15 protein-coding genes and 4 pseudogenes are annotated in these 19,513 nt (G+C 53.9%); 6 read left to right on the top strand and 13 right to left on the bottom strand.

Features of this window, described 5'->3' with window-relative positions:
- Positions 1–248, top strand: a 248-nt coding sequence (locus F591_RS30890; protein WP_211217630.1) for a transposase, incomplete at its 5' end; no start/stop codon positions are given.
- A gap of 602 nt (positions 249–850) precedes the next feature.
- Here the strand turns inward: F591_RS30890 and F591_RS0124220 are convergent.
- Positions 851–1,111, bottom strand: a complete 261-nt coding sequence (locus tag F591_RS0124220; RefSeq protein ID WP_019537187.1) for a hypothetical protein — start codon at positions 1,109–1,111, stop codon at positions 851–853.
- 89 nt (positions 1,112–1,200) lie between these two features.
- Positions 1,201–1,812: an alpha-L-rhamnosidase C-terminal domain-containing protein gene (locus F591_RS33120; RefSeq protein ID WP_281166728.1), complete on the bottom strand. Its 612-nt coding sequence runs from the start codon at positions 1,810–1,812 to the stop codon at positions 1,201–1,203.
- Between F591_RS33120 and F591_RS33115 the strand changes: the two are divergent.
- A pseudogene (locus F591_RS33115) lies at positions 1,783–1,917 on the top strand (helix-turn-helix domain-containing protein); the annotation flags it as partial. The gene F591_RS33120 and the pseudogene F591_RS33115 overlap by 30 nt on opposite strands.
- A gap of 80 nt (positions 1,918–1,997) precedes the next feature.
- Here F591_RS33115 and F591_RS0124205 read toward each other — a convergent pair.
- The 5 genes and pseudogenes from F591_RS0124205 to F591_RS0124180 form a co-directional block, all read right to left on the bottom strand.
- The gene (locus F591_RS0124205; protein WP_019537185.1) at positions 1,998–2,462 is read right to left on the bottom strand and encodes a hypothetical protein; all 465 of its coding nucleotides are present in this window, start codon (positions 2,460–2,462) and stop codon (positions 1,998–2,000) included.
- 57 nt (positions 2,463–2,519) lie between these two features.
- Positions 2,520–3,283 (bottom strand): annotated as a pseudogene (locus F591_RS33710) (PEP-utilizing enzyme); the annotation flags it as partial.
- Between the two features lie 17 nt (positions 3,284–3,300).
- On the bottom strand, positions 3,301–3,972 hold the full coding sequence (locus F591_RS33705) for a PEP/pyruvate-binding domain-containing protein (RefSeq protein ID WP_026326863.1): 672 nt from the start codon (positions 3,970–3,972) through the stop codon (positions 3,301–3,303).
- A 318-nt stretch (positions 3,973–4,290) separates the two neighbouring features.
- Positions 4,291–5,046, bottom strand: a complete 756-nt coding sequence (locus F591_RS28965) for a YheC/YheD family protein (RefSeq protein ID WP_019537183.1) — start codon at positions 5,044–5,046, stop codon at positions 4,291–4,293.
- Positions 5,047–5,339: 293 nt separating this feature from the next.
- On the bottom strand, positions 5,340–7,601 hold the full coding sequence (locus F591_RS0124180; RefSeq protein ID WP_019537182.1) for an ATP-binding cassette domain-containing protein: 2,262 nt from the start codon (positions 7,599–7,601) through the stop codon (positions 5,340–5,342).
- Positions 7,602–8,033: 432 nt separating this feature from the next.
- Here F591_RS0124180 and hemG point away from each other — a divergent pair, with 432 nt between their 5' ends.
- The gene (hemG, locus tag F591_RS0124175) at positions 8,034–9,428 is read left to right on the top strand and encodes a protoporphyrinogen oxidase (RefSeq protein WP_019537181.1); all 1,395 of its coding nucleotides are present in this window, start codon (positions 8,034–8,036) and stop codon (positions 9,426–9,428) included.
- Positions 9,429–9,604: 176 nt separating this feature from the next.
- On the opposite strand, the gene F591_RS29780 is transcribed toward hemG, so the two are convergent.
- From F591_RS29780 to F591_RS33110, 5 genes and pseudogenes are all read right to left on the bottom strand, one after another.
- The gene (locus tag F591_RS29780; RefSeq protein WP_169445883.1) at positions 9,605–11,968 is read right to left on the bottom strand and encodes a discoidin domain-containing protein; all 2,364 of its coding nucleotides are present in this window, start codon (positions 11,966–11,968) and stop codon (positions 9,605–9,607) included.
- On the bottom strand, positions 11,916–12,158 hold the full coding sequence (locus F591_RS32145; RefSeq protein ID WP_169445882.1) for a hypothetical protein: 243 nt from the start codon (positions 12,156–12,158) through the stop codon (positions 11,916–11,918). The genes F591_RS29780 and F591_RS32145 overlap by 53 nt, the downstream gene beginning before the upstream one ends.
- A 421-nt stretch (positions 12,159–12,579) precedes the next feature.
- On the bottom strand, positions 12,580–13,101 hold the full coding sequence (locus tag F591_RS0124160) for a MarR family winged helix-turn-helix transcriptional regulator (protein WP_019537178.1): 522 nt from the start codon (positions 13,099–13,101) through the stop codon (positions 12,580–12,582).
- A gap of 174 nt (positions 13,102–13,275) precedes the next feature.
- Positions 13,276–14,085: an alpha/beta hydrolase gene (locus tag F591_RS0124155; protein ID WP_019537177.1), complete on the bottom strand. Its 810-nt coding sequence runs from the start codon at positions 14,083–14,085 to the stop codon at positions 13,276–13,278.
- Positions 14,086–14,227: 142 nt separating this feature from the next.
- A pseudogene (locus F591_RS33110) lies at positions 14,228–15,044 on the bottom strand (MFS transporter); the annotation flags it as partial.
- A gap of 2 nt (positions 15,045–15,046) precedes the next feature.
- Between F591_RS33110 and F591_RS0124140 the strand changes: the two are divergent.
- The 3 genes and pseudogenes from F591_RS0124140 (at position 15,047) to F591_RS33700 (ending at position 18,302) form a co-directional block, all read left to right on the top strand.
- Complete coding sequence (locus F591_RS0124140) at positions 15,047–15,916, top strand: LysR family transcriptional regulator (protein ID WP_040742452.1); 870 nt, start codon at positions 15,047–15,049, stop codon at positions 15,914–15,916.
- 190 nt (positions 15,917–16,106) lie between these two features.
- On the top strand, positions 16,107–17,387 hold the full coding sequence (locus F591_RS0124135; protein ID WP_019537175.1) for a phytoene desaturase family protein: 1,281 nt from the start codon (positions 16,107–16,109) through the stop codon (positions 17,385–17,387).
- A gap of 16 nt (positions 17,388–17,403) precedes the next feature.
- Positions 17,404–18,302, top strand: a pseudogene (locus F591_RS33700) (RNA polymerase sigma-70 factor).
- A 382-nt stretch (positions 18,303–18,684) separates the two neighbouring features.
- Here the strand turns inward: F591_RS33700 and F591_RS0124125 are convergent.
- Positions 18,685–19,513 (bottom strand): RpnC/YadD family protein (locus F591_RS0124125; RefSeq protein WP_019537173.1); only part of this gene is annotated, 829 nt, incomplete at its 5' end.

Raw genomic sequence — 19,513 nt, 5'->3', positions numbered from 1 at the left:
GGTTTGACCGCTGGCTGGGACAAGGGGAACATTTTCAGCATCCGGCAGTAGCCACCTGCATCAAAACGATGCGAAACTGGCGAACGGAGATCGTCAATTATCACTCCTGTCGGTGGACCAATGCGGCGGTTGAAGGAAGAAACAACCGAATGAAAGCCTTTCAACGCCGACATTACTTCACCCGGAACCGGGAACGTTACGTACAAGGACTTCTGGTCGAATGTAACCGTGAACGATTTGGTACATAAAGTCAAGCACTAACTTTGATGTTGAGCCAAATTTCGTAAACAGATTGATTTTCGGCATCATTGCCTCCGCGCCTTTGTCTCATAATGTCACTCTCCATCATTGTAGGAGATTTAGGAATCGCTGACAAATGAACATCCAGAGGACATCAAATCCTTGGGGCGGTCTTAACAAGGAAAAATCCGCCGATCGCTCGGCGGATTCATCTTGCGAAAATATCGGATGAAATTGTGCGAATTCGGTGGCTGCCTGCGGCAGCTCTGTGCTCAATCGTTCAATTCGGGTAAGTCTCCTTCAGAACTCGATGACGCTGTTATCGGTTTCTGTCGTTTTTAGTTTATACATAGATCATCGCTCGCTTCGCATGAAATGGGGGGGCAAAAAGCAAGTCTCCCCCCGATATTAACCGAACGAAGGAAAATAGTAAAGCGGACATCCCTCCCCTTCGCTGGGAATGGTTTCCTCACTTTGACGGGGAATTCTCCTATCTTTACGAGGAAATTGGCGAATCAGTCCTGATTTAAAATTACATAAATATAATTATGTTAACTATAGGCAAAAGCATGCTGTAATGTCCGGCGCCGTCTCCTGTTCCATTGCGCGATTATCGCCCAGTCGTAAATGTTTCCTCCAGGCCGGCGAAAATGCTCTCGTCGTAATAATTCGCCTCGTTCTTCTCATGGAGCGGATACCATACCTGGGCAAAAAACGGATTGCGCTTCGCTTCCTCGTCGTAGTTCCAAGGAGCCGGCAGGCAGTGCGGGCACCAGTGTCCGCCAAGCAATACAAGGGTTGGACTGGCCTCGAATTCATGTCCAAAGGCGCACTTCCAGCTCAGCTTTGCCGTCAAATCTCCTTTTCTCATGGACGAGGATCGACACTCCCCTCCTCTGGATTTGGCTGCCTCGATCATATCCGCCAGCTTTCTTCGTCTTCATCAAAGGCTCCCCTCTTTTATTGGATAGATAAGGCGGCCAGCTTCTCATCCAAATCGTCGAGCCTGGCTGCCTCCATCGGATAATAAGCGGACAGATCCCTTAACGAAGCCTCGCCGATCGACGCTTGCAGCGTGTCCGGGTTAAGCTCCATGCCGTGCGGCAGCAGGTTCGCGATAAGTTTTTGGGCCTTTTCGTGATACAGCAGCTCGACCAGCGGCGTATGCGTGCTCAGCTTCTTGATGTAGCTTTTCGTCGGCGTATAGTGGATCACGTAGCTGCCGCTGTCCAGCTCCAGATACGTCTCCTCGCCATGCTGCGCCCATACCGCTCCGCTTGCCTCAAGCAGAGCGCCGTTCAGCGTGACGGCCGCCGCATTGGCATAAGGCAGCCGGACTTGAGCCTCGGCGTTGAACGGAGTCTTAAAGCGGAATGTGAGCTTGACTTCGTTGTCAAACGACCATTCGCTTTGGTACAGCCCCGCAGCGGTATGGACACGGGCTTTGACCCATTGCAGCCGGTAATCCGGCTTCGGAGCCAATACCGCCCGGCGGAAGCCCGGCGATTCTTCGAGTGGATGTTGCTGGTGCAGTCCGATCTTTCGGTCACTGAGATCGCGGGGCTGCTGCAATTTAACGATCAAAGCTACTTCACCAGCATCTTCAAAAAACTGACCGGCGTCACTCCGAAGCAGTATCGGAACCGCCCTGAGTCTGCCGGCTTTCTTCCGGAATAAGAAAAATCCAAACAAAAAGAGCAGCGACTGCTCGCGGCTCTTTTTGTTCCTTAAGCCATTCACGCGGAATCTGGCTTATGTTAATATTCCCCTTTGATGACAAAAAACGAGCCGCGAATCGTTCCGGCCAGCTTGGACTTCTGCCTGGCAAACTTAAACTTCCCTTCCAGCTCCTTCGGCACCTCCATTCCCTCCGAGAGCTTAAAGCCGACGGCCCGCTTCTTGGGATCATCCACCGTATACATGACGTTGACCGCAAGGCCATCCTCGTAAAAGACGAAGGCCCATCGGATATTCTCCACTTGAAAGCGCGACGTCTGCAAAGGCTTGGCCGCAAATTCAATGCCCCGTTCTTCTTTCAAGATCCGGTGCACATAATCGATCGTTTCCCGGCTTTCGCTGGCCGGCACCACCGTAAATTCATGCTTGTATTTGGTCATAAAGTAACGGGCTTCATTCGCCCGGAGACCGGCAAGCGCTTCGGCTACGGGCGAAGACTCCAGACCAACCGCAGATACATTTTTAAAGTCAACAGTATAGGACATGTTCATTCTCCTTTGATCGATTTATTTCCTGACATAACCGCCCTTTTATGCCGGCCATTACAATATTTCGATATAGCCTGCGGTTCCGTGTACGCGAATTCGCTGCCCGTCCTTGATCAGCCTGGCAGCGCCTTCCACCCCGACAACGGCCGGCAAGCCATATTCGCGCGCGATCACGGCTCCATGGGTCATCAGCCCGCCCACCTCGGTGACGAGGCCTTTGATGGATACGAATAGTGGCGTCCAGCTCGGGTCCGTATAGGCGGTGACCAATATATCTCCGGCCTGCAGATCCGCCTCTTCCAGACTCAAGACGACACGCGCCCGCCCCTCAACGACTCCGGAAGAAACGGGGAGACCCGCAATCGCTCCGGCCGGAAGATTGTCCCGTCTGTACCCGCCTGTGATCATTTCGCCCTCCGATGTGATCAAGCGCGGCGGAGTGAGCTTTTATGCCATTGGTGCTCTTCTTTGCGCTTGCTGATCATTTGCTCATCCCATTTCCTGGTACGCACAACTTCGCGAAGCGCTGCAAACGTAAGATAGTAAATATCTTCTATCTCCTGAATCACGCCTGCCCGCACGAGCTGTTCGGCTTCCTTCAGCAAAGCCTGTTTATAGATGAAGTAGCGCTGAATCATCCCGTATTTGGGATATTCCCGGAATCCTATGAAATGGCGCATGAGGTCGATCATCCGTTTCGTTTCCTTCGCCTTGCGGCCGCCATCTGGCAACAGCTTTAACCGCTCCAGCAGCTCCTGCTCCTTGTTCAGCGCTTTCTGCCGCCCTTGCTCGAATTTCCGCTGACTTTCATTTTGCTCATCCGTCAGCGCTTGAGTCATTTGCTGCTCGGAACCGACCTGGCGGGTCTCGGTGCCGCCTTCTTTTCGGGCATAGACCGCCAAGGTTTTGGCTGCGATCCTTTTGCTTGCGATGTTCCCTTCCCGTACGCTGTAATTATCGGCACTTGCCAAGCCGGAGACGCGCGTTCTCCAAGGCCGAAACCGTTTTGCATCCGATAAATGACCGCGCGGTCCGTAAACAAGGAAGCCCAGCATTTGTAGATATGGCGCAAAACGGCGTCGACGCCGACGATGTTTAAATAGCTGTCCTGTTGACCGGCAAAGGAGACATGCGGCAAATCTTCGGCAGTCGCACTCGAACGCACGGCATAAGCATGTTCCTCGCCTAACCGGGAGAGAGAATGAGCAGCGGCTTTGGCAACATCGGAAGGAATGGCTGCTTCCATGATCGTCTGTCTGATCTCTCTGCTGATTTCGCCAATTCGCTCCCGCTCATCCGCATTCCGCACAGTTAGCTGGTCCAACAAAGCGCGATACGCTTCGCTCCGTTCCATCGCTTTTCGAAAGCCCTCAGTAGTAACACAGAATCCTTCCGGCACTTGTATCCCGTCGATTTTGGATAATGCCCCTAATTGTAACCCTTTTCCGCCAACGAGCGGCAGCTGCGTGTTGTCGATTTCCCGGAAGCCGAGCACCAAAGAACTCATTCCATATCTCCCCCATTCGTTCATCACAGTGCGCTTAACCAGTTCAGCGAAAAAAACATTTGACAAGAGATCGCCGGCGTGATACAATGAAAATGTAATATGGATTTGATGTACCTTTATAAAATAATCACAGTCGTGATCTGATTATATCATTTTGTTTGTTTATGCGCAAGCCAATAAGAACCCGGCCAATCTGTCCGGGTTCTTTTTTTGAACGTTACAGAAAGTTTAGCTTTGCTAAAGCGATCAAGCGAAGGGCGACTTACTGTACCTATTGCCGGCGATCATCTGGCCGCGAGCTTCTCCCGCTTGCCCTGCTCACCGGCGTGCCCGCTTGCGGGCGGCGCCTGCATACCGCAAAATTCTCCTGTACATCGTCTTGTCCCGCAGTGCGTTAAAAATGCTTTTATCCGGCTTCGTATTGATCTCAAGCACCCATGGCTTCATCCTGGAATCGATGGCAATATCGACCCCGAAGGCCGGTTTGCTCCGGTAGCATTTTTGCAGCACCTCGCTGGCTCTTTGCCCCAAGGCTTCCAGCTCTTTAATATATTTGGCCCGGTTTTGGTCGCGGAGATACGAGCTGAGCAAAGTTTCGACAGGCAGAGGCTTGCCCCCGCTGTGAAAGTTGGTTACGATTTTTCCCGGCCTGGCCAGCCGTCCGACAATTCCCGTTGCTTTCAGGCGGCCGCGCTTGTCCTTCTGCACCATTACCCGAATATCGAACGGGCGATGATTGTGCTTCAGCAGCCCGATCCCTCTTTGGGCGACATATTTGCCGTTGTGCGGCAGTTTGGGGAAAGAACGACAAAGAGCGCCGAGCGAGGCGAAGCGCCTGGTCACCGTTCCGCTCTTGGACACGTAGCCTCTGCCGCTTTTGGCGATTTTATAGATTCCGTGCCCTCCAGTCCCTTTATCGGGCTTCACGTATAGCGACGAATATTTATTCAGCATATCCTGTATGTTCGATTTCGTAGCCCAGCGGGTTTCCGGCAAATAACCGGCGATTTCGCTATACTTTCTCATAAACTGGTATTTGCCATATTTTCCGTACTTGTATGACACAGATTTCACGCTATCCTCTCCTTCCTCGTCGCTGCAATATAAGCAGGCAGGAGGATGGCCGAAACAGGCGTTCGAGGATTTTGAAAATTTAGCGGCAGCTGGCGGATGCAATATGTCAACAAGCTGATGAAGCCCCCTTTTCGTAAGGGGGGCGTTTCATTGCGGACCGCTCACAATTTTTCCGGAAACGGTTTGACCATGCCTTCTGTCAAAGTATCCGCCAGCCGGATCATATCAATCCATTTTTATACAGCTAAATGACCGATTGGACTTTCACCGATCTTGCGCTTTAAGCGCAGGCTTTATGCCTTCCTCAAGTATTTTCCCGTAATCGACTGCTCCGCATGGATTATCTGCGCAGGGGTGCCCTCGAAAACAACCTGGCCGCCCTTGCTGCCTCCGTCCGGCCCCATGTCGATGATCCAATCCGCCTGGCCGATCACGTCGAGGTTATGCTCGATGACGATCACCGTATTGCCGGCATCCACGAGACGGTTCATGATTCCCAGCAGGTGGCCGATATCCGACATATGCAGCCCGGTCGTCGGCTCGTCCATCACGTAAATGCTGCCCTTCTTATGCAGCTCGCTTGCCAGCTTGATGCGTTGGCATTCCCCGCCAGAGAGCGTGCTGAGCGGTTGGCCGAGCGTAATATAGTTCAGCCCTACATCGCTCATCGCCTTAAGCTTCTTGACAACTTCTTTGAGCTCAAAAAATTCCAACGCCTGCTCCACCGTCAGCTCCAGCACATCGGCAATGGACTTGCCGTTCAGCTTGTACGCGAGCACCTCTTCCTTGAACCGTCTGCCTCCGCAGCTTTCGCATGGCAGCTTTACGCTCTCGAGGAAGGAAAGGTCTGTATACACAACGCCCAGCCCATGGCAGTTCTCGCAAGCCCCTTTGGAGTTGAAGCTGAACAAGCCTTGGCTGACCTTGTTCGCGGCGGCAAACGCCTTGCGCACATCATCCATAATGCCCGTGTAGGTCGCGGGATTCGAGCGTGTCGACACGCCTATCGCCGATTGGTCAATGACGATCGTATCCGGATGCTGGCTGAGGAATACTTCGTTAATGAGCGTGCTCTTGCCCGAGCCGGCGACACCCGTCACCACGGTCAGCACGCCGGTCGGAATATCAACGCTTACGTTCCGCAAATTGTGCAGCGTGGCATCCTTGATGGACAGCTTGCCGGACGGCTGCCGCGGGTCTTCCTTCAGCTGGAGCGGCCGCTTCATATGGGTGCCGGTCAGCGTATCGGCCTTCAGCAAGCCTTCGAAGCTGCCTTCATAGACGATGGTGCCGCCGCGGCTGCCGGCGTAAGGCCCGACGTCGACGATATGATCGGCCACCTTGATCACATCGGGATCATGCTCGACGACAATGACGGTGTTGCCCTTGTCGCGCAGCTTCTGCAGCAATTCATTTAATCGGTGCACATCGCGGGGGTGCAGGCCGACGCTCGGCTCATCGAAAATATAAGTGACATCCACCAGGCTTCCGCTCAGATGCTTCACCATCTTGACCCGCTGCGACTCGCCGCCGGACAACGTATCCGTCTCGCGGTCCAGCGTCAAATAGTCGAGCCCGATATCGATCAAATGCTGCAGCCGCTCTGTCAGAGACCTCAAGATCGGCGCTGCGGCCGGAGCGTCAATCTCCCTAATAACGCGGATGAGCTGTCCGACCTCCATGGACGACATCTCCGCAATGTTGAGCCCGTTGATTCTGCAGCCTAGCGCTGCCTGACTCAGTCTCGCGCCGCCGCAGCTGGGGCAGGGACCTTCGGTGATGAACGGCGCAACCGCTTTTTGCGTACGCTCGGATTTCATCTTCACATCCTGCTTGATGTACTTGTTGGTGAACTTCTCTATGACGCCTTCCACCGTAATATTCGTCGCCTTGCCGGCGAAATCCATCTGCACCTTCCTGGCCTTGGCGTACAGCAGCTGCGCCAGTTCCTCGCTGGAATAATCGCTGAGCTTTTTATCCGGATCAAAGTCCCCTGTCTGCACAATCATGTTCCATTCCCATCCGCCCACCGCATAGTCGGGCAGCATAATGGCTCCTTCATTCAGCGACTTGGACATATCCAGCGCCTTGCGCATGTCTACGCCAAGCTTGCGGCCGATCCCGTTGCATTCGGGACACATGCCCTGCGGATCGTTAAACGAGAACCGGTGAGCTTCACCAACGTAAGGCTGACCTACGCGGGAGAAGAGAAGCCGAAGAATGGGAGAAATATCGGTAATCGTGCCCATCGTGGAATGAGAACCGCCGCCCAGCCGCTTCTGGTCCACAATAACCGCCATGCTCAGGTTCTCGATCGCGTCCGTATCCGGCTGCGGAACGCGGGGGAGGAAATTGCGCACGAACATGCTGAAGTTCTCATTCAGCAGGCGCGTGGATTCTGCGGCGATCGTATCGAAGACGATCGATGACTTGCCGGACCCGGATACTCCGGTGAAAATCGTAATTTTTCGCTTCGGAATGCGCAAGGATACATTTTTGAGATTGTTTTCCCTGGCGCCGCGAATTTCGATATATTCCTGGTAAGGCTTTGTCATAATATCCTCCTTCGCATAGAACTTGAAGCAGCATTGCCGAATGCCATCATTGTCTTCATTATGGCATTGAAACTCAATAGTAGCATACCCGGACGTGCCGCATTTCTTAAAAATTGCGATTTGCCATTTCGGACGGCTCCTCCCAAGCGGCTGCGGGATGCAAATGTCACAAAATGATCCGTTACAGGACACCATTCGGCGTCTTGTTACTTGTTCCTAAACGGTCCGAGTGATGAGGGAGTATTGCGAGCTTGACGTTCTCCTTTGCAGCGGCCGTCTTGTATGGCTGGCGCTTGCTTCGGGAATTCAATATATGTTATTGTCAATCCGGACCACCCTCATAAACAGGCCAATGATTTTTGTTACAGAATCGTGTACATTGCCTGTGTTATACTCTTTGAGCATATCAATCTGAGATAGAGGTGTCGCATTTTGAAAACGATTGTGGTGATCGGTGGCGGAATTACGGGACTGACGGCGATGTATACTTTGCAAAAGGCCATGAAAGAGCAAAACCTGCAGCTTAAGCTGATCCTCGTGGAATCGGACAAAGCGCTGGGCGGCAAAATCAGAACGATCCGCCGCGACGGTTTTATTATGGAGACCGGCGCCGATTCCATAGTGTCCCGCAAAAATGACCCCGAATGGCTGGAGGAGCTGGGACTGACCGGAGACATTGTATACAATGCCACTGGCAGATCGTTTATTTATTCGGACGGCCGTCTGAAAAAGATTCCGGCCGACGCGGTGTTCGGCATCCCGGTCAGCCTGCAGGCGCTGGCAGAGAGCGAGCTCATCTCGGCCGAGGGGAAGGTGGCCGCGCTTAAAGACTATTACACGCCGAACGAAACGTTCACAGAGAATGACTCGCTCGGGAAGTTTCTGGAGCATTTTCTTGGCGAAGAGCTTGTCCGCAAGCAGGTGGCCCCGATCATCTCCGGCGTCTATTCCGGCGAGCTTGACAATTTGACGATCGCTTCGACCTTCCCCTTCTTGCTGGAATACAAAAATAAGTACGGCAGCATCATGAAGGGCCTTGGCGAGAACAAAGACAAGTTCCTGGGCGGCGCAGGCAGCAGGTTTAGCTCGTTCCGGCACGGGGTATCCGAACTGATCGACACGCTGGAAGCGCGGCTTGGCGACGTGGAGATTTTGAAGGGCACCAAAGCTTTGAGCGTAACGAAGCAGGGCGAGCGTTATGCGGTAACCTTGGCGGGCGAGCGGACGCTGGAAGCGGACTTTGTCGTGCTGAGCACGGTACATACCTCGGCCCGTTCGCTGCTGCAGGATGAGGCGCTGAACCCGTATTTCGACAAGCTGAGCAACCGGTCGCTGATCAGCGTGTATCTCGGCTATGATATTCCCGATGATCGGCTGCCGGAGGACGGCACCGGCTTTATTGCCACAGCGGACAGCGGTCTCGTATGCGATGCCAGCACCTGGTCAAGCCGCAAATGGAAGCATACCTCCGCACAGCAGCGGCTGCTGATCCGCATGTTCTACAAGAGCTCCAATCCGCATTACGACAAGCTGCAGCAGATGACGAAGGAAGAGCTGACGAAGGTGGCCATGAGCGATGTGGAGAAAAGCATCGGCATCGCGGAACAGCCCGTGATCTGCGATGTGACGAAATGGCGAAATTCCATCCCGAACTACCATCTCGGGCACCCGGACATCGTGCGCTCGCTGGAAAGCAGGCTGGCCGCAAGCTATCCCGGCGTCATCCTCGCGGGCTGCTCCTATTACGGGGTCGGCATTCCGGACTGCATTGCGAACGGGATACAGACGGGACACAAGATTATAGATGCAGTAGCGGCTGACAAATAGAAACGCGAAGCTCATCAGGTTCTGCCTGCATGCTGCATTTGCACGCCGAAAGGCGGCCTTGACATGAAAGTCCTTGGCCGCCTCTCACTTCTCTCCATCTGGCCGGATGTGCGTCTCATCTTCTCCAGAAAATGAACACCTCCCATCATACCATATATTGGACTCGTTGCAATGCGTTATTCAAATACCCTGAATTCGTTGATTCCCGCCCAGCCGTTCGGGGCGTTGTAGACGCCGGTAACCGTCAGCTTCACGTATCGGGCATCCGTGGCGGAGAAGCTGTCAGCGATGACGGGACCGCCTTCCGTATTCGCCGTCCTGTCGACTGCCAGCGTATAGTTTACTCCATCCGCCGACGTTTCGATTTTGTAGCGATATGCGCGGTTCTGATAAGGGACGATTTCGGTTCTACTAATCGTATACGTTGCTCCCAAATCGATCTGCACCCATTGCGGGTAAGAGGAATCCGAGGCGGCCCAACGCGCCGTCGTACTTCCGTCCACGATTTTCCATGCCTCATTGCCGGGTTGCTGACTGGAGAACGCGACCGGTTTATTCAAGGCCACATTTCCCGGCTGCGTCTGGGCAGTGACCGCGTTGCTGCTTGCGGAAATATTGCCGGAGGCGTCGTAAGCTTTCACGGTATAGCTGTAGCTTGTCGATGCGGACAAGCCGGTATCCTGGTAAGACGTGCCGCTGGAAAATCCTGCAAGGATTCCGTCGCGATAAATCCTGTACCCTGCTACACCGACGTTATCGGCGGATGCCGTCCAGTTGAGATCGATTTGCGACTCGGATACCGGCGTCGCCGCGAGGTTCGCCGGCGCAGTCGGCGGCACGGATTCTGCCCGATCCAAATATCCAAACACCTTCACTTCAGCAAGCTGAGGCGTGTACCAGTTGTTCGGATTGTTATGGAGCACCGCATCGACCAGCTTCACTCTGACATATCTCGCTTCTCCCGCAAGCTTGTCGGAAGTGAACCCGTATCTCGTATTGCCCATTTGATCAAGCGCCAACGTATAATGGATGCCATCCGTGCTCGTTTCAATCTGATACTGATGATAGGCTTCCGACCCGTTATGCAGGTACCAGGAAATTTGAATGTTCGTCAGACGATAGACGAGCCCCAGATCGACCGTCCACCATTTCGGCCAGGCGGAGTCAGCAGATTTCCAGCTTGTATCGTAATTCCCGTCAACGGCATGGATCGGCAGAGATCCGGGAACGGAATCTTGCGCGATAGCCGGCTTGCCCTCGGAGATCAGCATGCCGTCTTGTTCGGGAACCATGATGCCGGTCGACGGGTTATAATGAATTTCCTCAAAGTATTCGTACCATGCATAGCCATCGTTGAACGCCAGCGGCAGCATCAGCATCGGGGCTTCTCCGGGGGATGCTTTCCATCTGTACGGCCTGAGCGCATAGGAGGTTGCCTCCGGGCCGCTCATCATCTGAACCCAGTTCGACTGCGCAGAAAAAGTATTCGCATTGCCGATATTGCGAAGCTCGCTCCACGGACCGGCAAGCGATGTGGCCGACGAATACTGGCCCCTGCTCGGGTACCACCCTGCCGTTCCGGAAGAAAAGAGGTAGTAATACCCATCTTTCTTCATCAGCGCCGGCGCTTCTCTGTGCTTTCCTGTATAAATCTTAGCGACCAACGCTTCGACTGCCGTATAGTCCGGAGTCAGTTGATACAGCATCAGATCCGTATTGTTGTTAGCCGACGAGAGAACATAGCCGACACCGTCTTCGCTGTAGAACCCGATATCTCTCGATTCATTTCCTAGAGGTCTAAAGCTCCCGTGGAACGACATGTCTTCGCCCGGCAGGCCCGATGCCGTCGCGATTCGCGCCAAGGAATAATCCACGTTGTTTTCGTAGTGGGCGATCATGACCACTTTGCCTGTGGATTCGTTATATACGAAGTTGATCCCTTCCAGCTTGCAAGCTGCCAAATCCGGATGCGAATTGCGATCCAGCACCGCTTGCTTCAGCGTGAAGTTCATTCCATCCGGCGATGTGTATACATTGATTTGCAAAAATCCGCCGGCATCCCGCACATATTCGTATTTGTAATAGGTGTCGCCGATTTTTATGCCCGATACGCCGGGAGTCGGAGGCGTTTCTTTATAGTTATAGAACGTGCGCAAGCCGTCAGGAACCGCAAAGGTCTTCGCGCTGATCGCTTCCGACGGCGGCGATTCCGCTTCAGCATCCAGTGCGGTTACTTTATAATAGTAGGTTGCGCCGACAGCGAGCCCGAGATCCTGGTATTCAGGCGCTATACCGTGATAAATGAGCGAATAGGCGCCGCCTGGTTCCGCCGACCGGTACAGCTTATAAGCGGTTGCCCCCAAGCTTGGATTCCATTTCAGGTTGACATTGTTCGCGTCCGGGGAATTTGTCAGCTTAAAAGGCATCGCCGTTAAGCCGGCCGGCGGTTCGAGCGATGCCGCCAATGCCGTTTTGGCAGGAAACGGGTTATCCGATAGCGTAATACAAAGGGCAAGCGCAAAGCACAGCAAAATCTTCATATATGCCTGCATGCTTTGGGGCGCCATTCTCATTGGCATCATGTTCACACCCTCGCTTTTTCTTCTTCATTTCGGCTTCTTGAAATTGAGCGAACACGTTAAGCGCCTCGGCATTTTTCGAAGCCGGAACGAAGCTCCCTTTCTTGGAAGCCTCCATTTGGAATTCATCCGCTGCCAGGTAAGCAGCCACTTGAAAGGCGGCATCCTTATGCTTGGAAATTTGGTACAGGCGAATAAAGTTTTCCAGGCAAGGCTTCCACTTCTCGTTCGTGTAAAACGTGGACTTTAATGTGCGGTATCAACAAGCGGTATCGAATGCTGGTTCAACAAACGTCCCAATCCTTTTTACTGGCAAAGCGATCACTAACCTCCTCCCTTAACCGTTTCATACGATCCCGCTTCCCTGTTCCCGCTGCCGGCATTGCCGCTGAAAGGCCTTTCGTTTAAAAAATACATCTAACCTCCCCGAAGCGGCAATGGAAATATGAATGCAAAAGTTTTCATTTTGCATACTGCATGCCGCGGCCCGTACGCCAGGCATCGACCTTTACCCCCAAAAAAAAGCAGGCATTGGAGCAAAATCGCCCCAAAGCCTGCCCAGCTGTGCAGCGCTATAGATCATCAATCTTAATCAGCTTCCGCGGCGACGGCTCCTGCTTCTTGTCGCCTAACCAGAGCAATACGTCGGCAAATAGATCTAAAATGCGAATGAAAGTCTCCTTGTCCTCTTCGGAAAGGCGATCGGCATAACGAAAAATTTCGTTAAAGCACAGCTCGCGAACGAATTGAGTATATTGCTCATAAACCTCGCGCCCTTTGGCGGAAGGCTTCACATAGATATCTTTCCGGTTTCCGCTCAGGTGATACTTTTCCAATAACCCTTTTTCCGTTAAATGCTTCACGTTTTTGGAAAAGGTGCTGCGGCTAACGCCGAGGCGTGCAGCCATTTCGGACATCTTCTCATCCTTGTCCTCGGCCTCCAAAATATATTCCAAGGTCTGAATTTGCGAGGCGGAGAACATGACGTCGGTTCCGTAGCTTCGCTGCAGCTTATAGGCGTTGGAGTAGGCATTTCCGTACTTGATGATCTTCTCAATCAGTGCGCGATGATTCCCCATCCATTCCAGCTTCATCGATAATCCCTTTCATATTCGAATTCACGTCTATAGACGCCTATGACGAACGACTCCTTCGTCATCGGTCGTCACCTGCGGTGTTGAAATTTTGTCGGAGTATATCGCCAAATTTTCAAGATAAGAAAGGATCACATCATATCGGGGGACGGATTTCACAGCGGCGCTTCAAAATTAGATTCGTTGCTCCATCCACGAAATCGCTTCTTCGATGACCTCATCGCGGCTCGGCTCATTGAAGATTTCATGCATCAGATGGGCGTAAATTTTCAACGTTTTATCGGAAGAAGCGATCTCGCCGTAGAAATCGCGGGAATCCTTCTCGCTCACCAGTCCGTCGTTTGCGCCGTGCATGACCAGGACCGGATCGACAAATTGCTCAGGCCGCCGCTTCAACCACTCTACGCCCTCGCCCAGGCTGTTGAACAGGTCGACCGAGATTTGCTTTTCGACCAGCGGATCATTCGCATAAGCGGCTACAACCTCGGGATCGCTGCATACTCCGGCGCCCAGCTCGTTCGGCAAATACGTGCCTGAAGGAAGCTGAAGCGGCAGCTCCCCTGCTACCTTCGTATGAAAACGGGTAAGCGCGCCTGACAGCACAATGCCTCTCACTTTGCCCGGATATTTGGTGCCGAAAGAAGCGGATGCAAAACCGCCCATGCTGTGGCCGATGACGAACACCGGCAAGCCGGCGCTTTCTTGCAGCGTCTGATCCACAATCACATTCACATCGTCGATGAGTTGATGAAAATCGCTGTAAAAGGTGCGCTTGCCTTCCGACCGGGCATGGCCGCGGTGATCGAAACGGTATACGTGGAAGCCGCGCGCGTTCAGCTTCGCCGTCAAGTAATCGTAGCGCCCGGCATGCTCGCACAAGCCATGGACAATCACCGCAGCCGCCTTGGCGTTGTCAACCATATTTTTGCAAAAATAAAGCTTCGTACCGTCAAAGGATGAGATGCCCGTTTCAATCGTGGTCATAGCAATAATCCTCCCTGGTTAGTATCCAAATGAAATATTATAGTTTCTTGCAGAAACAATATTATCATTTGCGATTCGGTTTGTCCAGAAGGAATTAAAGCGATTACACGGGTCCAATACAATCGCCTTTAAGGCGATGCGTTCACGATCGTGCTGCTCTCTCATCCATTCTCGGTGCATTCAATGCCTTGTCCTTGCCGAACTTCATGGAATAGAACACCAGGATGCCCGCCAGCAAAACCGCCAGAACCAAATAAATATTGCTGAAAACGGCTGCGTCCGGATGGGAGTTTACCGGGTTGAAGGAAAAGCTTGCCCCTTGATCGACCGCTTTGCCGTATACGCCTGCGGCGATGGCGCCGGAAATAAAGTTCAGCATCGATAGCAGCCCCATGCCGACGCCGATTTGTTCCTTCGGAAGCGAACGCGGGAAATCCCATTCGATAATGCAATATACAGCATCGATTGCCCGACATTGCCGAAGATCAGGATGATGGCATGATTAGCGGCGACATGCCCGCGAAGGACGACAATAACACGAAACAAAGGAGCAGCAGCGCCGACGCGGTATAGAAAAGAAACGAATTGCCTTTTTTATCCGCCAGTTTGCCGCCTTTGCGCCCTAACAGCGCCGTCATGACGGCAGCTGGAACTAAAGCGAAGCCCGCCGCGCCCGGTTCCAGCCGGTTGACGTAGGTCAGCAGCTGCGGACTGAGAAAAGGAAGCGAATAGCCGATCCCCATCGCCAGGAAGGCAATCACCAGTCCAAGCGAATATCCTTTGTTAAGAAGCAGGCTCGGTTGGATGAACGGGGCTTTCGCAGAACGAATTCGGATCAGGAACAGGACCAGCAGGAGCAAGCATCCGGCGGCAGGCAACCACGCCTGGTTCGTAATTCCCAGCAGCAGCAAGGCAACGACCCCGGCGAGCAATCCCCCTCCAAGCCAATCGATCCGGCCTACTGCTGCACCTGCGGTATTTTCAAACGGTGGCCCGCAAAGAGCACATGACGAAAGCGGCCCAGGAGCTGCGCATCGCGCAGCCTGCGCTGAGCAAGACGATTGCAAGGCTGGAGGAAGATATCGGGGTTCCGCTATTTGACCGGCAAGGAGGACGCATTCGCCTGAATTCGTTCGGCAAGGCGTTCATGGACAAAGTGGAGAAGGCGCTGGCCCTGTTGGACGAAGGAATAAAGGAAGTAGCCGATATGTCCGGCCTTGAGCAAGGGAGCATCCATCTCGCGACATCGACGCTGGATCGGTTATCGGATGCGCTGGGCGAATTTCTCGCGCTGCATCCGGAAGTCCAATTTAAGATTACGCAGGCTTCGATCGAAGAGATGGCGCATTTGCTGGAGAGCGGCGAGGTCGACATGTGCTTTACGCCGCTGCCGATCGATCGGCCCGATATTAGCGCGAAGATCGTCTTGAAGGAAGAGGTTTATTTGGCGGTTCCCCAAGGACACCGATTTGCCGGGAGAAGGGGCATCCGCTTGAGCGAGCTCGCAGAGGAGCCGTTCATCGGGTATAAGGAGGAACTTCCTTTTCAGAAAATGAACGATTTGTTTTTCCAGGAAGCCGGAATCGCTCCGAGCTTCGTCTGTCGGGTCGACGAGCCTGCCGCCATTGCAAGTCTTGTCCGGGCCGGGCTGGGCGTCGCCCTTGTAAGCAATTGCGGCGGCGCGAACTCCGCGCTTCACTTGCTGCACATTGAGTCCCCCGCTTGCCAGCGCAATTTCCAGGTCGTGTGGCACGAGAAGCGTTACCTGTCCCTCGCTGCGCGCAAATTTCGGGATTTTCTCATCGATTATTTCGCCAATATGGCGAAATAGCGAAGCCAATCGGCAAACAGCCCGCACATCGATCGCGATTTGAGGCTCCGTGGCATGAGATTCATCGCGCCTTCAATCCGCTGTCCTGGACCCGCAATGATGGAAGAAGAAAAAATTTTTTTGCCCTTGTCACAGAATCGCTTCCCTCCCCGTCTTGTTTATAACTTATAATACAAAGGAGTGCAAAGCGATGGACAAATTCGATTCGGTCATCATTGGCGGAGGGATTGCGGGCTTGACCGCTTCCGTATATTTGGCCAAGGCGGGACACAAGGTGGCGGTGCTGGAAAAATCGGGGCGGTTCGGAGGCAGGGCGGACACGGTCACGAAGAACGGCGTCAAGCTGAATCTCGGCGGCCACGCGCTATACCGCGGCGGAGCAGCTTGGGAAATATTGCAGGAGCTTGGCATTACGCTCGAAGGAAGCACTCCTTCCCTCACAACTCACGGGTTATGGAAAAACAAGCCTTTTCTGATGCCCACGGGACTAATGTCCACGATTGCCTGCCCGCTTCTTTCCGTATCAGGCAAAATGGAGTTCGCCCGTCTTATGCTGAAATTGGGCAAAATCGATGTATCCGCCGTTCCGCCCGTCACCTTGCGGGAATGGGCGGAACAGGAGGTGCGCGATCCGATGGTCCGCCATCTGTTCTACGCATTGACCCGAACCGCCACTTACGTCAGCGACCCCGATCTGCTGCGGGCGCCGTCCACTCTAACGCAGTTGAAAAGAGCGCTGACGGAATCCGTTCTGTACCTGGACGGCGGCTGGGAGACGATGGTGGCGAAGCTGCGAAGGCTGGCCGAACAGTACGGCGCGGTTATGCTCTCCGGGAAGAACGTAACCGAAATCGTACACCATGGTGGGCAAGTTCGGCAAGTACGCTGTTCGGACGGGACTTTGCTGGAGGCTGGTGCCGTCATCGTCACCGCTCCCCCCGCCGAGGCCTTCCGCATGGTCAAGGAGGCGGAGCGCACTTCGCTGCGAATATGGAAGGAGCAGGCGCTGCCGATCCAGGCAGCCTGCCTTGATCTCGGCCTGCGGACGCTGCCCCATGCGAATCATCAGTTTGCGATGGGCATCGACGAGCCGCTGCTGTTCTCGAACCAATCGAGAGCGGCCAAAATGAGCGATGACGGCACTTCTGCCGTGCACTTGATCAAATATAACGGAGTGCACCGTGGCGACGCCAAAGCAGATGAAGCGCTGCTGGAAAAGACGCTCGATACGCTGCAGCCCGGATGGCGTCAACACGTCACTGCCCGGCAATATTTGCCGAAAATGACGGTGGTGCACGATTTCGACCATCCGGGCCGGCAAGAGCTGCCGGGCCCGGCAGTGCCGCAAATCGGCGGCCTCTATGTGGCTGGAGATTGGGCTGGCCACGGCGAGTTTCTCGTCGATGCGTCTTTCGCCAGCGCCAGACGCGCAGCCCTTCACATTGTGCAAACTGCTTCGGTATTGCTTTGAGAGCGAGGGACATATCATGGAGACCGACCAGCTGTATCACACTTACAAACCGCTGCTATTTTCACTGGCCTACCGCATGATGGGGAGCGTCATGGATGCGGAAGACATCGTGCAGGAAGCTTTTCTTTCCTTCAGCGAAGCAGCGGCAGCCGAGCCCATTCTCAACAAGAAAGCGTATTTGTGCAAAATCGTCACGAACCGCTGCCTCGATCTGTTGCGGTCAAGCGCCAAAAAGCGGGAGCTGTACGTCGGACCGTGGCTGCCCGAACCGATCGTCGGCGGCAGCGAGCGTATGGGCGATAGCGGCGAGCGAACGATCCTTCCCGATCCTACTTGCGGAAGGAAGCGATGTCGACGGCCTATCTGCTTTTGCTGCATCAGCTGTCGGCCGTCGAACGGGCCGTGTTTTTGCTGCGCGAGGTATTCGAGTACGAATATGACGAAATCGCCGCGATTGTCGGCAAGAGCAGCTCGAACTGCCGGCAAATTTTTCATCGCGCGAAGCGGGGCATCGGTCAACCTCCGGAAGATCATGCGGAGTTGAACGCGAGGAAACAAGTTCAAGTCGAACAATTCGCCGCGTTTCTCGCATCCGGCAACGTCATGAAACTGCTGCAGCTGCTCGCGCCGGATGCGGTCTTATTGCCGGACGGCGGCGGGAAAGTGAAAGCGCCGCTCCGCCCCATCTTCACGGCAGAACGAATTTGCCGTTTCTTTGAGGGCATACGGGAGAAGTCGGCGGCAGGCTTTTCGTATCGGCTGCTCCTCATCAATAACGAGCCGGGGTTGATCGCACAGAGCGGCGGATACCAATCGGCCTGGACGTTTCAATATCAGGGCGACCGTATTTCGCACATTTATTTGCAGATCAATCCGGAAAAACTGGCGCATGTCCCGTTCGATGACATTCGATGACAGCAGAAGGACCGGCTCCCCTTCGATTTGCCGTCCGCACACGGAGATGGCGGAAGCGATGACGCACATCGCTTCCATACCATATCTTGACGTGCACGAGACGGTCATCGCAGGGGGCCGACGACGTCAAGCGCATGCTGTGCGAAACCGTGGACCGATCCTTCTCGCATCCGGCATGGTCGGCTATGCAAGATTGATTGGAGCCGCTTACTGCGCTGCATCCGGACCTCGGCCCCTTGCCCGTGGCTCGACTTAACATTTTCGATGCGGTTTATTTCCCGGTCTGCCACCCAAACGTCTCCATCGCTGCTGACATAGGCGCTGCCGTGCAAATCATTTAACTTGTCCAGGCTGCCCGATGGGTCCACCCGATCAATATGGATTAATGCTTGCCGAGCTTGCGAACCTCATCTACCGGAAGCTCAAGCGTGTCGGCTATTTCTTCGGGTGAATGGCCTTTGTCCAGCAGCTTGCGAATGATGGCCTGCCGTTCTTCTTGTCGGCCTTCTCTCCGGCCTTCTCTCCGGCCTTCTTTCCGGCCCTTTTCCATCCCTTCCCGCAGCCCTTCCTGCAGCCCTTCCTGCAACCCTTCTTCTTTGGCCCACTTTGTCCATGCTGGCATCAGCTCCATGATCGTTTCACCTTCCTCCGGATATTGTTCGCGAAGCTCGCGCAGGATCGCTTCCTCTTCCTCTTTCTCGGGCCGATAGTACAGATCCGCCACGGACATGATGAGCGCAATCTTGGCGTCATCCAGTTTGTTCCTCAGGCGCAACAACATGCGCATGTAGGCAATCCGTACTTGGCGCCTTTCTATTTCATTATAACCCATTTTGGCAAGCAAGGCAGCAGCCACCGGATTGTCCGACTGAATAAATTGCCGCCAGTTTTGATTTCGCAGCTCGACCTTCAAAAACTGAAACCGCAATATTTCATGCCCCGGAATTTCCATCGTTACAGAATCCGGTTCATCCTTCACATCGTCGGCCGTAAAAATGGCGATCGGAATGATCAGCTTATGCTCTTTCCGATGCCGCTCGAACAAGCGTCCAAAATAAATAAACATGCGTTCATGAAAATCCGCATCCCTATAAGACTGCGGCTCAAAGTGAATCAGCACATAGGCATCAAGCTCGGTATACTTCGTTTCAAGCAGGAGATCGAGCTCCCTGGATTCGTGGCCGACAATATCGACGAGCAGTTCCTGCATG

This window comes from Paenibacillus ginsengihumi DSM 21568, from assembly GCF_000380965.1.
GTDB classification, from domain to species: Bacteria; Bacillota; Bacilli; order Paenibacillales; family NBRC-103111; genus Paenibacillus_G; species Paenibacillus_G ginsengihumi.
Note: the sequence above shows the minus strand (reverse complement) of the source record. Positions and strands in the feature narration are given on the sequence as shown.

Coding starts and splice junctions, on each gene's coding strand:
- F591_RS29780 (WP_169445883.1), bottom strand. CDS start 11,968: ATGAAGATTTTGCTGTGCTTTGCGCTTGCCCTTTGTATTACGCTATCG.
- F591_RS0124160 (WP_019537178.1), bottom strand. CDS start 13,101: ATGAAGCTGGAATGGATGGGGAATCATCGCGCACTGATTGAGAAGATC.
- F591_RS33705 (WP_026326863.1), bottom strand. CDS start 3,972: ATGAGTTCTTTGGTGCTCGGCTTCCGGGAAATCGACAACACGCAGCTG.
- F591_RS0124180 (WP_019537182.1), bottom strand. CDS start 7,601: ATGACAAAGCCTTACCAGGAATATATCGAAATTCGCGGCGCCAGGGAA.
- F591_RS0124135 (WP_019537175.1), top strand. CDS start 16,107: ATGGACAAATTCGATTCGGTCATCATTGGCGGAGGGATTGCGGGCTTG.
- F591_RS0124220 (WP_019537187.1), bottom strand. CDS start 1,111: ATGAGAAAAGGAGATTTGACGGCAAAGCTGAGCTGGAAGTGCGCCTTT.
- F591_RS0124205 (WP_019537185.1), bottom strand. CDS start 2,462: ATGTCCTATACTGTTGACTTTAAAAATGTATCTGCGGTTGGTCTGGAG.
- F591_RS0124155 (WP_019537177.1), bottom strand. CDS start 14,085: ATGACCACGATTGAAACGGGCATCTCATCCTTTGACGGTACGAAGCTT.